This is a genomic window from Thermoleptolyngbya sp. M55_K2018_002 (genome assembly GCF_015295965.1).
GTDB classification, from domain to species: Bacteria; Cyanobacteriota; Cyanobacteriia; order Elainellales; family Elainellaceae; genus Thermoleptolyngbya; species Thermoleptolyngbya sichuanensis.
The window spans coordinates 1-12,668 of sequence record NZ_DVEA01000261.1 but is presented as its reverse complement, the minus strand read 5'-3'; the positions used below and the strand labels follow the sequence as shown (position 1 = coordinate 12,668).

At 57.8% G+C, this 12,668-nt stretch carries 9 protein-coding genes; 3 read left to right on the top strand and 6 right to left on the bottom strand.

The window, feature by feature from the left end; translation table 11 throughout:
* Positions 1-594: 594 nt before the first annotated feature.
* The 4 genes from IGS51_RS13070 to IGS51_RS13055 form a co-directional block, all read right to left on the bottom strand.
* Positions 595-1,824 carry a DUF790 family protein gene (locus IGS51_RS13070; protein ID WP_297078790.1) on the bottom strand — a complete coding sequence of 410 codons (1,230 nt, stop codon included), beginning with the start codon at positions 1,822-1,824 and terminating at the stop codon, positions 595-597.
* A gap of 32 nt (positions 1,825-1,856) precedes the next feature.
* Positions 1,857-2,630, bottom strand: a complete 774-nt coding sequence (gene hisA, locus IGS51_RS13065) for a 1-(5-phosphoribosyl)-5-[(5-phosphoribosylamino)methylideneamino]imidazole-4-carboxamide isomerase (RefSeq protein WP_297078789.1) — start codon at positions 2,628-2,630, stop codon at positions 1,857-1,859.
* A 73-nt stretch (positions 2,631-2,703) separates the two neighbouring features.
* Positions 2,704-4,149: a glycoside hydrolase family 13 protein gene (locus IGS51_RS13060; RefSeq protein WP_297078792.1), complete on the bottom strand. Its 1,446-nt coding sequence runs from the start codon at positions 4,147-4,149 to the stop codon at positions 2,704-2,706.
* A gap of 433 nt (positions 4,150-4,582) precedes the next feature.
* Entirely contained in the window at positions 4,583-6,166 is a 1,584-nt protein-coding gene (locus IGS51_RS13055) for a cation:proton antiporter (protein ID WP_367279333.1), read from the bottom strand.
* A 399-nt stretch (positions 6,167-6,565) separates the two neighbouring features.
* On the opposite strand from IGS51_RS13055, the gene gap reads away from it, so the two are divergent.
* Positions 6,566-7,588 (top strand): type I glyceraldehyde-3-phosphate dehydrogenase, encoded by a 1,023-nt coding sequence (gap, locus tag IGS51_RS13050; RefSeq protein WP_172356154.1) that lies wholly within the window; start codon positions 6,566-6,568, stop codon positions 7,586-7,588.
* Positions 7,589-7,929: 341 nt separating this feature from the next.
* Here gap and IGS51_RS13045 read toward each other — a convergent pair whose 3' ends face one another.
* Together IGS51_RS13045 and IGS51_RS13040 are read right to left on the bottom strand one after the other, a co-directional pair.
* Complete coding sequence (locus tag IGS51_RS13045) at positions 7,930-8,613, bottom strand: TrkA family potassium uptake protein (protein WP_297078787.1); 684 nt, start codon at positions 8,611-8,613, stop codon at positions 7,930-7,932.
* Positions 8,614-8,759: 146 nt separating this feature from the next.
* Positions 8,760-10,367 carry a sulfatase gene (locus tag IGS51_RS13040; RefSeq protein ID WP_297078786.1) on the bottom strand — a complete coding sequence of 536 codons (1,608 nt, stop codon included), beginning with the start codon at positions 10,365-10,367 and terminating at the stop codon, positions 8,760-8,762.
* A 239-nt stretch (positions 10,368-10,606) separates the two neighbouring features.
* Between IGS51_RS13040 and IGS51_RS13035 the strand changes: the two genes are divergently transcribed.
* Together IGS51_RS13035 and IGS51_RS13030 are read left to right on the top strand one after the other, a co-directional pair.
* Positions 10,607-11,098, top strand: coding sequence for a DUF427 domain-containing protein (locus IGS51_RS13035; RefSeq protein WP_297078791.1), 492 nt, complete (start codon positions 10,607-10,609; stop codon positions 11,096-11,098).
* A gap of 316 nt (positions 11,099-11,414) precedes the next feature.
* A partial coding sequence (locus IGS51_RS13030; protein ID WP_297078785.1) for a family 10 glycosylhydrolase occupies positions 11,415-12,668 on the top strand: 1,254 nt, incomplete at its 3' end.

The window sequence follows — 12,668 nt, the reverse complement described above, 5'->3', positions numbered from 1 at the left end:
GATTGAAACTCTGCCTCTATATCTAGGTGATTCATGCTTCTTATAGTCGCAAAACCCCCAAATCCCTTCCAGGGATTGAAACCTATAGGGGGTATGTATGAGGAAAATCCTTATAAATCAAGGGTCGCAAAACCCCCAAATCCCTTCCAGGGATTGAAACACTTTGATCAAGGAAGTAACCTTGAACGGGTTTGATGTCGCAAAACCCCCAAATCCCTTCCAGGGATTGAAACCCGGCCCGTGGGGGTTGAACGTGAGGATGAGTTGAGTCGCAAAACCCCCAAATCCCTTCCAGGGATTGAAACATTTACCCAGTTAGCCCACAAACCCCCAAATCCCTTCTAGGGATTGAAACGTTGCAATTGCAAATTCTTCAATTCTAATTGTTGTTGTCGCAAAACCCCCAAATCCCTTCCAGGGATTGAAACATTTCGGCATGGAGATATACCAACATTTTTCTAAACCGTCGCAAAACCCCCAAATCCCTTCCAGGGATTGAAACCGAGATTGATGATCTCGTAACTGACAACTATAGAACTCGCAATAACTCGTAATTGACAATTGTAGAAATAGTGCCTGATCTGGAGCTACAGGCTAAGGGCTGCTCTCTTCAAGAGCCGCCAGCACCGCTTTGGGCTGGAGCTTGTCTTTGAACCAGACGATGCGGGCGGGTGCGTCCTGCGGCTTCACCCCCGCTTTTTCCAGATTCAGCCGTTCGGAAATCGCCAGGATTAGGTTCTCGCAGCCCGACTGCCGCACCTGCGAAAACTTTTTGCGGAGATACTCTGGTCGCCAGTAGCCGACGATTTCCAGCAGCACCGATCGCCCGTTAGGATGCACCAGCCGAAAGTCCGGAATCATCACGCTGCCGGGAATCGGGATCAGGTCTACCTCGCGCTCCAGTCGCCAGTCGGTTTTCAGGGCATCCCAGCGTTCGGCAAAGGCAGACTCCAGCATACTGTCGTAGGGTTTGCCTGGTGGATAATGGCTCACCAGTCCGCAGTCGGAATCCAGCGCAAAGCGGCGCGGCCGCACTTCGCCCGTGTAAGTGTCACGCCATTGCAGTTCAGCGTTCAGGCTCCATTTGGTGACGTGCAGCAGGGCAGGCAGCAGCTTTGCAATATCGGTGCCGTAGCGGGTGCTATTGCCAAACAGGCTGGCGGGCCCGTCGATGGTGATGGTGAAGCCGTGATCCGCGTCGCCCTCGATGTAGGCCATTAGCCCAAAGAGCTTGAGATAGCGAAACAGCAGCTTGTATTCGCCGGGATCGTTGCGATGGGCAGTGAGGATGAGGTGGCTGGCTTTGTAAAACACGCCCTGCACCTGAGACAGGTTGTAGCGGTGCAGGAGGGCATCGGGCGTGGGCGGCTCAAAGCGGGTGAGGATGCGGTTTTCGGACAGGTCGGCATAGAGTCCGGCGCGAATGTGGTCGGGGAAGACTTCGCGCTCTAGCTCGGAGCTGAGTTGGGCCGCCAGGGTTTGGAGGGTTTGCTCGGTGGCTGGGGGCGAGGGGACGCGCTGCGCCGCCAGAGCAAAGACGCGCTCTCGCAGTTGCCCTGGCTCCAGGGGGCTGACAATTTCAAAGGTGCTGAATGCTTCACTTTTGAGCAGGTGCGCCAGTCCCCGCTTGACCTTGAAATCCGTTTCTTCGCCCTCCATTTCGCGGAGTTGGCCGTCCAATTCGCCCTGGGTTTTGCCAACGTGCTGCTGGAACTGGTCGATCAGGTCGATGGCGATCGCCCGATTTGGGTCATTCAGCGCCAATCGTTTCGGCTCTAGGCTTTCGCCGCGGGGTCGGTGGATCAGCAGGTCAGACGGCAGCATCGGGGGACGGGGCGAGACGGGCGATTGGGCAATCAGGCAAAGGTTGAGGAGCCGAGGTCGGGGGGCACATCCTGCCAGCGGCCCTGACCCACGGCACGAACCGCATCCCGGAGCGACAATGCGCCCGTGTAGAGCGCCCGCCCCACGATCGCCCCCGTCACCCCCATCGGCTCCAGCGCCATCAGCCCCATCAGGTCGCTGGTCGAGCTAATGCCGCCAGAGGCAATCACAGGAATCGCAATGGCATTGGCCAGTTCTCGCAGCGCCTCGCGGTTGGGCCCTTGCAGCGTGCCGTCGCGGTGGATATCGGTATAGATGATGGCGGCTGCGCCCAGATCGGCCATCTGCTGCGCCAGGGGAATTGCGTCTACTTCTGAGGTTTCCAGCCAGCCGCGAGTGGCCACCTTGCCGTTTCGGGCATCAATGCCGACGATGATTTGCCCCGGGAACTCCTGGCACAGTTGCGCGACTAAATCGGGATTTTCCACAGCCACCGTGCCCAAAATGGCCCAGCGCACGCCCAGCCCCAGCACCTCCGCCACACTCTGGCGATCGCGCAAGCCGCCCCCCACCTCGACCGGAATCGACACCGATCGGGCGATCGCCTCAATCACGTCCCCATTCACCACATGCCCCGCCTTGGCTCCATCCAGATCTACCAGATGCAGCCGCGTTGCGCCCTGCGCCACCCACTCCTGCGCCACCAACACCGGATCATCGTGAAACACCTCCGACTGGGCATAGTCGCCCTGATAAAGCCGCACACAGCGGCTGTCGAGGAGGTCAATAGCAGGGATTACGTCCATGAGGAGGTCAGGGAATGCTTCAGATCATTGCAGTTTTTCATTATCCGTTTTTCATCATCCCACGATCTCATCATCACCCCAACACCAGCCCCGATCGCCCCGGCAGCCGCAGGGTCAATTGGCCTTCTGTAATGTGAAACTCGCCTGCACCCCAGAGGTGGCGATCGACAGGATTGGTGGGCAGGGTGTCGGCGGTGAGGGTGACTTCGGCGGGGTCGAGGCCAGCGTTGACGGCGACCAGCAGCGAGTCCTGGCCCAGCGTGCGCGAGAAGACGTAGCAATGCCCCACGGCGGCGAGGGTGCGATAGTCGCCCGTGCGGAGGGCCGGATGATTGTGGCGCAGGGCGATTAGTTCGCGGTGATAGGCCAGCGCGTCGCGATCCCACTGGTCGGAGGTGGGGAAGCCGCGCCGACAGTCGGGGTCACTGCCACCCGGTAGCCCCACCTCGTCGCCATAGTAAATGCTGGGCGCACCGGGAAAGGTGAGCAGTAGCAGGGTCGCAAGCTTCACGCTGTCGCGATCGCCCTGAGCAATCGAAATCAGCCGGGCCGTGTCGTGGCTATCCAGCAGGTTCAACTGCGTCAGGTGAATCTCCCAGGGATAAAGGTCAAGCAGTTCCTGAATTTTGGCGGCATAGCCTGCGGCATCCAGCGCCGGATAGGGACGATAGGAACGATTTTCCACCAGGGGCAAATCCACGCGATCGCCCGCCGCAAACGCAATCGTCGGCGCAGTGAACAAATAATTCATCACGCCGTCGAACTGCGTACCATCCAGCCAATGCCGTGCATCTTCCCAGATCTCGCCGACAATATAGGCTTCGGGGTTGACCGCTTTGACGCGATCGCGAAATTCCTGCCAGAACCCATCGGCTTTAATCTCATTGGGCACATCCAGTCGCCAGCCATCTACGCCCCGCTTGATCCAGTATTCGCCAATTTGCATCAGGTATTCCCGCACGGCAGGGTTGTCGTGGTTGAACTGGGGCAGCGCCCGCAGCCCCCACCAGCTTGCATAGTTGGCAGGCTTTTCGTCGTCGTAGGCCGAGAGCGGCCAGTCGTGAATGCGGAACCAGTCTACCCAGGGCGATCGGAACCCGTTTTCCAAAATATCGTTGAAAAAGAAAAATCCCCGACTGGAATGATTAAACACGCCATCCAGCAAAATACGAATGCCCCGGCTGTGGGCAGAGGTGAGCAGCTTCTCCAGCGCTTCATTGCCCCCCAGCAGCGGATCGACCTGATAGTAGTCGTGGGTGTGGTAGCGGTGGTTGCTGGCAGACTGGAACACGGGCGTAAAGTAGATAGCCGTGATGCCCAAATCTTGCAAATAGTCAAGCTGATCGACCACGCCCCAGAGGTCGCCGCCCTTATAGCCGTGGAAGGTGGGCGGTGCGTCCCACGGCTCTAGCGCGGCCGAGCTAAATACTGGATGAAGCTGGCCGCTGCGGGCAAACCGATCAGGAAAGATTTGGTAGAAAACGGCGTGTTTTACCCAGTCAGGTGTGTGGATGGACATGAGCAATGAGAACAAGGGGGTAGAGGTGGGGGTCAGGGCTTCAGAACAGCGGTCTGTTTCCGGGTCTATGTCCCCGACACCCGAACTATGCCACAAGCCACTGAAATGCTGGGTCTATCAGTTGGATCAATTAACGATCTGTCGGTGGAGACGGTTACTGCCCCACTCAGCTATCGTGTCCGATACGATGGACAGCGTGGGCTTAGAGAAGGGGCAATGGTTCACGCAACGAACTTATCCGTATCTATCCCCATATCTATCTGCATACCGTCCGAGATTGTCCGAGATGACGAAATCCTGAGTAAGGGGCCAATATTTGGGAAACGCGGACTCCGACGAGGGCGATCGCCCAAAGGGACGGGTGCTGCCAGATGAAGGGCGATCGCCGAAAGACGAATCTGTACCTATTTGATCTTACTCATTCTCGTTCTTCTTATTCGTCCTCCAAAAGCAAGAGTTGTTCGTCGATTTGCTGAAGCTGTTCGCGGGCGATCGCCTCAGAAATCACCCGCTTTCGCAGGGCCTCTTGCAGGGCGCTTTTTTCCGACAGCAGCAGATGGCGGCGGATGGCATCGAGTTTGGGGCGATCGCCCGCGTCGATTGCGCCAGAGTCCGCCCGCTGGTTGTAGCGATCGCGCAGCGATTTTTCGGCGCGGGCCACCTGGACTTGATAGCGCGATCGCAGTTCCTCATATACCGCCTTGGGCAATACGCCCGTCTTCAGCAGGCTTTCTAGCTCGTCCTGGGCAGCTTTGGCGGCGATTAGTTGCGCCTGCAATTCCTCGGTTTGGCGGCGGGTTTCTGACAGGGGCGATAGCTTTAGCTGCTTCACCAGCCACGGCAAGCTGAGGCCCTGCCCCACCAACGACAGCAGCACGGCTCCATAGACCAGCGCAATCAGATTGCCGCGTTCCGCTAGGCTGGCAGGCAGGCTCAGCGCCAGCGCCATCGACAGCGAGCCTTTGATGTTGCCCAAAAACATCACATGCTGCCAGCGCAGGGGAATTGGGCGATCGAAGGGCCGCAGCAGCGCCAATAGTGGATAGACCGACAGCAGCCGCCCCACCTGATACGCGGCGATCGCCAGCAGCACGGCCGGCAAATTGCGCCACAGCGTAAATAACTCCAGTTCCAGACCAATCAGCAGAAAAATAAACGTATTAACCCCAAAAGCAGCGTAATTCCAGAAGTTATACAGCGTGATGCGACTGGAGGCAGAAAATCGCCGCGATAGACCCGCATTTCCCACGATCAGTCCAGACACCACCACCGCGACCACGCCCGACACCCGCAGCAACTCCCCAAGCTGATACGCCCCCAGCGCCAGCGCCACCGTCAGCAAAATGCCGCTGAGGGGATCATCCGACTGGGTAAAAAAGCCCGCACAGAGATAACCCAACACCAGCCCCAGCAGCGCCCCGCCCGCAATCACCACCACAAATCGCTGCACGCCTTCCGTCAGTGTCACCGAACCCGTCAGATGCGCCTGCAAAATCAGCCCAAACAGCACCAGGGCAATGCCGTCGTTAAACAAGCTCTCGCCTTCCACAATGGTCGAAAGGCGACCCGGCACAGCAACTTCTTTGAACACGGCAATGACCGACACCGTATCAGTAATGGCCAAGATCACCCCCGCCAGCAGCGCCGGAATCCACCCCAGACCCAGCCCAAACTTCAGCACCAGCGCAGTGATACCTGAAGCCAGCACCACACCTGGCCCCGCCAGCAGCAGAATTGGCCTTAGAGTGCTGCGGAGGCGGCTGATGTCAGTGTTGATGGCAGATTCAAACAGCAGAATGGGCAAAAACAGGTTCAGGATCAGCGAGGTGTTGAGGCCAACTCGCCGGGGCAACAGTTCGGCGATCGCCAGCCCCGCAATCACCAGCCCCGTCACGTAGGGCAGCCGAAACCGCCGCGACAGCAGCGCCACCGCCGTCGCCACCAGCAGCAAAATAATCAGCACCGGAATCAGCTCCGGCACATCACGGGTCGCAGTGGCAGCGGTTCCAATCAACACTACAGGCTCAAAGCTCAATTTGAAGTTCAATCGGTTTAGATCCAACAGGTTTAGCGTTGAGTAATCCTGCTGACAAGACGAAATGAGGCAGTTGCTATAGCCTAGCTGCAAGGGGTTGAGGAGCGTTCAAGGTGACTTCAAACCGAGACTGAGAGGGCATTGGCGCAAGCCTTGCGGAATCGCATCGCCCCACAGGAATCGGATTGACAAAGCCCTGAAATCATACCGTTTTCTCAGCTTCACCTTAAGGAAATCCGGTAATCTGGGCAAGAATTCCAATTTGCCCCTAGCTTGAGATCTAGTTTTGCAACTGGTTTCGCAGCTAGTAAGGCAGCGCTAGTCACGCAGCAACTGAAAGCTGCCCATTGAAACCCTCCCACACCCAAGGAGATTTACCCTATGACCGTTAGAGTCGGCATCAACGGATTTGGTCGCATCGGTCGTCTGGTGCTTCGCGCAGGCATCAACAACCCCAAGTTTGAATTTGTCGGTATCAACGACCTCGTGCCCGCCGACAACCTCGCCTACCTGTTCAAATACGACTCCACCCACGGCATGTATCACGGCACGGTGGAAGCCACCAGCGACAGCATGACCCTCAACGGGCACAAGATTCCCTGCATGGCCACGCGCAACCCCGCAGAACTGCCCTGGGACAAGCTCGGCGTAGACTACGTGGTAGAATCCACCGGCTTTTTCACCGACTACGAAGGTGCATCCAACCATCTCACCGCAGGCGCAAAGCGGGTGCTGATTTCGGCTCCTACCAAAGACCCCGAAAAAGTCCCCACCTACGTCGTTGGCGTGAACCACGAGGACTTTGAGCCTTCCAAAGACGTGATTGTCTCCAACGCAAGCTGCACGACCAACTGCCTCGCCCCGATCGCCAAAGTGCTGCACCAAAACTTCGGCATCGCTGAAGGACTGATGACCACCGTTCACTCCATGACCGCCACCCAGCCTACCGTCGATGGCCCCAGCAAAAAAGACTGGCGCGGCGGCCGCGGTGCTTCGCAAAACATCATTCCTTCGTCCACAGGCGCAGCCAAAGCCGTGGCGCTGGTGCTGCCGGAGCTAAAAGGCAAGCTGACGGGCATGGCTTTCCGCGTCGGCACGCCCGATGTGTCGGTGGTTGACCTCACCTTCAAGACTGAAAAAGCCACCACCTACGAGGAAATCTGCGCCGCCATGAAGGCTGCTTCCGAAGGGCCCATGCAGGGTATTCTGGGCTACACCGAAGAAGAAGTGGTGTCGATGGACTTCCGCACCGACCCACGCTCCAGCATCTTCGATGCCAAGGCTGGCATCGCGCTCAATTCCAACTTTTTCAAGGTCGTGTCTTGGTATGACAACGAGTGGGGCTATTCCAACCGCGTCCTTGACCTGCTCTTGCAAATGGGCGAAGAGGATGGGTTGATCTAAGAGGGCGTTTGAAAAGGTATCGCCTGTAATGTTAAGCACTCAGAGATCCCCCCTTAGCCCCCCTTAAAAAGGGGGGAAACCGCCTTAAAGTCCCCCTTTTTAAGGGGGATTTAGGGGGATCTTGCACGCTTTGCTACAAACAGTAGGACTTTTCAAACATCCTCTAAGACCCAGTATGCAGCTTTACCGCCGCCTTATCCTAATATCAATCCTGTTGAGATAAGGTTTAGATTTTTTGTAGAAGCTCTGCTATATGGGGCTTCTACAAAAATTATTGAGGAATTATTGAAGATACTATCGCCGAGTTTGAATACAGGTTGCTAACTCTTGAAAGCCAGAAATTAATCTGTGGGGCAGCCTTCGATGAAATCCACCGCCTGATGAATCGATCCGGGCTTGGTGGCCATGAGAATTGTGGAACCCGCCTCCAGCACTGTGTTGCCCTTGGGAATGACCAGGTTTTCATGATGGTGGGGCTGATAGCCGATGATCAGAGAATCACGAGGAAAGCGGGGATCTTGGGCAATCTCAGCGAGGCTGCGGCCGACAACGCGGCAACTCGCTGGGATATGGAGCTTGAGGATTTCGATTTGCCCCTGCTCGAAGTGCATGATGGACTCGACCTGGGGATACTCAATCGCGTTGGCCATGGTGGATACGGCCAGGTCGATGGCGTTGACGACGGTGGTTGCGCCTGCGATGCGGTAGGGTTCGGCAAAGTCGCGATGGCGCATCCGCACGACAATCTGTGGTACGCCGTAGTGCTTGGCCAGCGTCACCATTGCCAGGTTGAGCGCGTCTTCTCTTAGCACAGCGGCGATCGCATCGGCCTTGCGAATGCCTGCTTCCAGCAGCACTTCGGTACTCACGGCGCTGCCTTCAAACGCCATTGCGCCGATCTGTTCTCGCGCATAGCGGCAGGCGTTGGGGTCAATATCCACCAGCGCCACCGTGTGCCCCAGTTCTACGAGCGTTTGCGCCAGACTGATGCCGATCACACCCGCACCCCCGATCAGGACATACATGCTAGTCTCCTGAGTTGACCCGTAATATTTTGGTAACTCTTTTTGGTAAATTTGGGCAAAGCCTGATTTGATTTTGGATTGGGGATTCTGGATTTTGGCGAGGGTGGTCTGGATGGGCCTTAGCCCCCACTCCCAACCTCTGAATCCTAGTCTTCCAAATAGCCCAAGTCGCGCAGGCGGCGCTGCACTTCGGGATCGTCGAAGCCGGGGGCGCGATGCTGTTCCGTTGCACCAGCGCGATCGCCATACTCCACGCCCTCGCCTGCGTATGCCCCGACAAATTCCCCAACAAACTGCTGCAAGCACTCCTGGAGAACTTCCACGTTTTCCGGCAGAATATCGCTGAGGTTGAGGGCTTCGGTGGGGTCTTGCTGAAAGTCGTATAGCTCTAGGCGATTCGCGAAGCCATCTGTCCCAGAATCACCCCCCGTTTCGATCAGCTTGTGGTTGCCGATCCAGACGGCGCGGCGCGGCTGATCGCAGGCGCGGGCCAGCACCAGTTCTGGCTGCCGCTTGTAGAGCAGGTTTACCACGTTTTGCGGCGGAATCGCTTCGGCGAACACGCGGCGATCGCCCTCGCTGCCGGGGGTATGCGCCAGGGTCAGGGTTTCTTCCATTTCGTTGGCCAGTCCGGCGCTAGTCAGCACCGTGTGGAACAGACGACGAGTAGAAACCACATCCTCGCGCACCGTGCCCTTGGGCAAATTGCCACTGGGGTCGTGAATCATCAGCGGCACTTGAATTAGCTCGTTGTAGAGCGTGATGGAGTGGCCGATGAACTGCTTTTCGCCCAGGTGTTCGCCGTGGTCGGAACACACGATGACCAGGGTGTTGTCCAGTCGCCCGCTCTCCGCCAGCCTGCGGAAAAACGCGCCCAGCAGTTCGTCTTGATAGGCCACCTCCGCGTCGTACATGCCGTCCAGCGTGGCTTTCTGGCGCTCGTCTAGCACCTCCGCCAGGGGAGCCAGCCAGCCATAGATGTCGCCATTAAACTGCTTCAGGTAATGCTGCGCCGCCTTGTCGCGCAGGACATTTGGCGCAAACCGCTCTATATACTGCCGGGGCGGGTGGTAGGGCATGTGCGTGCCCATCAGGTTCAAAAAGCTGAAAATGGGCTGATCGCTATCAAGTCCTTTGCGGTCGATCAGCAGTTGGGCTGCGTCGTCCAAGGATTTGCGCGTGTTGCCCTTAAAGCTCAGCGCCGTTTGCCAGAGGGGAACCATCAGCGGCGTAAAGGACAGCGCCAGCATCAGTTCCGACCGCGCAAAGGAGTCCTGCACCCGGTTCAGCAAGTTGGCGAGCGATCGCTTGAAAAACTGCCGATATTTGCCCACCAGCCCAGACGGAATGCCGGCCTGGTTGGGGCGCGAGGTGAGCAGGCCGCTATAGTTCAAAAAGCTGTAGAAGCCGCGCCGCAGTCCGTTGTTGATCACGCCCACCAGCGGATTGTTGCAAAAGCCCGCCGTGTAATAGCCGCCTGCGCTCAGCCGCTCCGCCAGCGTGGGAATGTGATCAGGCAGCCGCGAGTAGGACTGCAACACGCCATGCGCCGAGGGGTAGAGTCCGGTGAACAGGGTGGCGTGGGAGGGAACGGTCCATTGCGCCGCAGACACCGCATGGTGAAAGCGGGTAGACGTTGCGGCAAATGCGTCCAGATGGGGCGAGGTCGGCAGCGGGTAGCCATAACACGAGAGGCGATCGCGCCGCTGCGTATCCAGCACAATAAACACAATGTCGGGCCGCGCCGTGGACATGAGCCAACTCCCAGCGTTGAGCATTTACCCCTTAGATCATAAGGGAGGGTTGCCGGATTGGGGTCGTGCGGGAGAGGGAGATGGGGAGGGAGGAAAAAATGAAAAATGAAGAACGAAAAATGAAAAACCAAACTTCTTCCTTCTTCGTTCTTCCCTCTTCCTTCTTCGTTCTTCCTTCCAACCCTGCACTACACTAAGGGGCAACCAGTTTGAGTAACCATTGCAAGGGGCAGAGCGATATGCGCGATCGCATTGTGCCAGGGCCAGGACAGGAGTCGGTGTGGGATTATCCCCGTCCGCCTCGGCTAGAGGCAACGTCAAAGCGGGTGCAGGTGGTGTTTAATGGGGTGGCGATCGCCGACACGCAGCGGGCGAAGCGGATCTTGGAAACGAGCCATCCGCCTGTGTACTATATCCCGCCGGAGGATATTCGCATGGAGTATCTAACGCCGACTCCGCGCTCTAGCTTTTGCGAATGGAAGGGGCAGGCGGGCTACTATACCGTCACCGTGGGCGATCGCACGGCAGAAAACGCGGCCTGGTTTTATGCCAACCCGGTCAGCGCCTATGCCGAAATCAAGGATCACGTTGCGTTTTATCCGAGTAGAATGGACGCTTGCTATGTCGATGGTGAGCAGGTGCAGGCTCAACCAGGTGATTTCTACGGCGGCTGGATTACGCAGGATATTGTCGGCCCGTTCAAAGGAGGGCCAGGCTCCTGGGGATGGTAATCCTAAGTCGGATTTCTGATTTGGGTGTAGACAGCAGCGCTGTTTTGAGGCGCGTCCTTTTTGGGAAGGCTTCTACTGGTCAAAACAAAGGACAACAAGGCGGAGTCCCCAGGCTAGCTCAGGTCTGAATGTGGGTTCGCCGATGATGCAGAGATTAGGTTTGCTCATGACGGTTTTGCGAGAGACAGGTTTGCGAGAGACAGATTTGCAACAGACAGGTTTGCAACAGACAGGTTTGCAACAGGTGAGATTGCGACAAACAGGTTTGCGGCAGACGGGTTTGCAACAGATCTTGGCTGGGCTTCGGTGGCGAGGTGTGTCGAAATTTCTGGCGGCGGTGCTGCTGACTGGGAGCCAGTGGGGGCTGGCGGGCAGCCGCGTGGCAGAGGCGCAAATCCAGCCCTACTGCAATTTTTCTGCCGAAGACATTACCCAAAAGCAGACGTTCCTGGTGGGGGCGTTGCAGGGCGATCGCAATGCGGGCAATCGCTACCGCAACCTGATCGAGCAGCATGGCGATCGCCTGCGGCGCTGTCGGCGCGAAAGCTGGCTGAAAAATCAGGCGGTGTGGCTGCGGCTCTATCCGTGCGATGCACGGCCGGGGGCCATTGAGTATCTCATGGATCAGATTGTGAACCGGGGCTATAACCAGGTTTATGTAGAAGTCTTTGGCGGCGGGCAGGTGCTATTGCCGCGTGCGGAAAATAATACGCCCTGGCCGTCGGTGGTTCGCACGCCGGGGTTTGAAAATCGAGATTTGCTGGCAGAGGCGATCGCCAAGGGGCGCGAGCGGGGGCTAAAGGTCTATGCCTGGATGTTTAGCATGAATTTTGGCCATACCTATGCCCAGCGCCCCGGTGCAGAGCAAATTCTGGCCCGAAACGGACGCGGGCAAAACAGCATGACCTTTAATGGCGCGACGGGGATTAACAGTCTTGGTGAGGTGGTGTCGGAAGAGGTGTTCATCGACCCCTACAATCCCCAGGCCAAGCTGGAGTTCTATAACCTGGCGCAGGCGATCGCCCGTCGTCGGCCGGACGGCATGTTGTTTGACTACATTCGCTATCCCAAGGGCAACGGCAATGCGTCCGTCGCAGGGCGGGTGCAAGATTTGTGGGTCTACAGCCCCGCTTCACAGCAGGCGTTGTTGCAGCGGGCGCTGAATCCCAGCGGGCAAGACCTGATTCGTCGCTTTTTGCAGCGGGGCTACGTCACGGCGCAGGATATCCAGGACATTGCCACCGCCTACCCGCTGGATGGACAGCCGCTCTGGCAGGGGCGATCGCCCGACCCGCTCTATGCCTCCCTCACGCCCGACCAGGCCCGGCCCTCCCTGCAAACAGAACTCTGGCAACTCAGCGTAGCCCACGCCTTTCAGGGCGTACTCGATTTTCTGACCGCAGGCACTACACCTGCCCAGCAGGCCGGCATTCCTGCGGGCGTGGTGTTCTTCCCAGAGGGCAACCAGACCGTGGGCGCGGGGGGCTACGACTCGCGCTTGCAGTTTTGGGATCGCTTCCCAAGCAATTTGGAATGGCATCCCATGTCCTATGCCACCTGCGGCCGGGCT

Excerpts from the sequence above, each read along its gene's own strand:
- IGS51_RS13045 (WP_297078787.1), bottom strand. The coding sequence starts at position 8,613 with ATGTATGTCCTGATCGGGGGTGCGGGTGTGATCGGCATCAGTCTGGCG.
- hisA (WP_297078789.1), bottom strand. The coding sequence starts at position 2,630 with ATGGACGTAATCCCTGCTATTGACCTCCTCGACAGCCGCTGTGTGCGG.
- gap (WP_172356154.1), top strand. The coding sequence starts at position 6,566 with ATGACCGTTAGAGTCGGCATCAACGGATTTGGTCGCATCGGTCGTCTG.
- IGS51_RS13070 (WP_297078790.1), bottom strand. The coding sequence starts at position 1,824 with ATGCTGCCGTCTGACCTGCTGATCCACCGACCCCGCGGCGAAAGCCTA.
- IGS51_RS13035 (WP_297078791.1), top strand. The coding sequence starts at position 10,607 with ATGCGCGATCGCATTGTGCCAGGGCCAGGACAGGAGTCGGTGTGGGAT.
- IGS51_RS13040 (WP_297078786.1), bottom strand. The coding sequence starts at position 10,367 with ATGTCCACGGCGCGGCCCGACATTGTGTTTATTGTGCTGGATACGCAG.
- IGS51_RS13060 (WP_297078792.1), bottom strand. The coding sequence starts at position 4,149 with ATGTCCATCCACACACCTGACTGGGTAAAACACGCCGTTTTCTACCAA.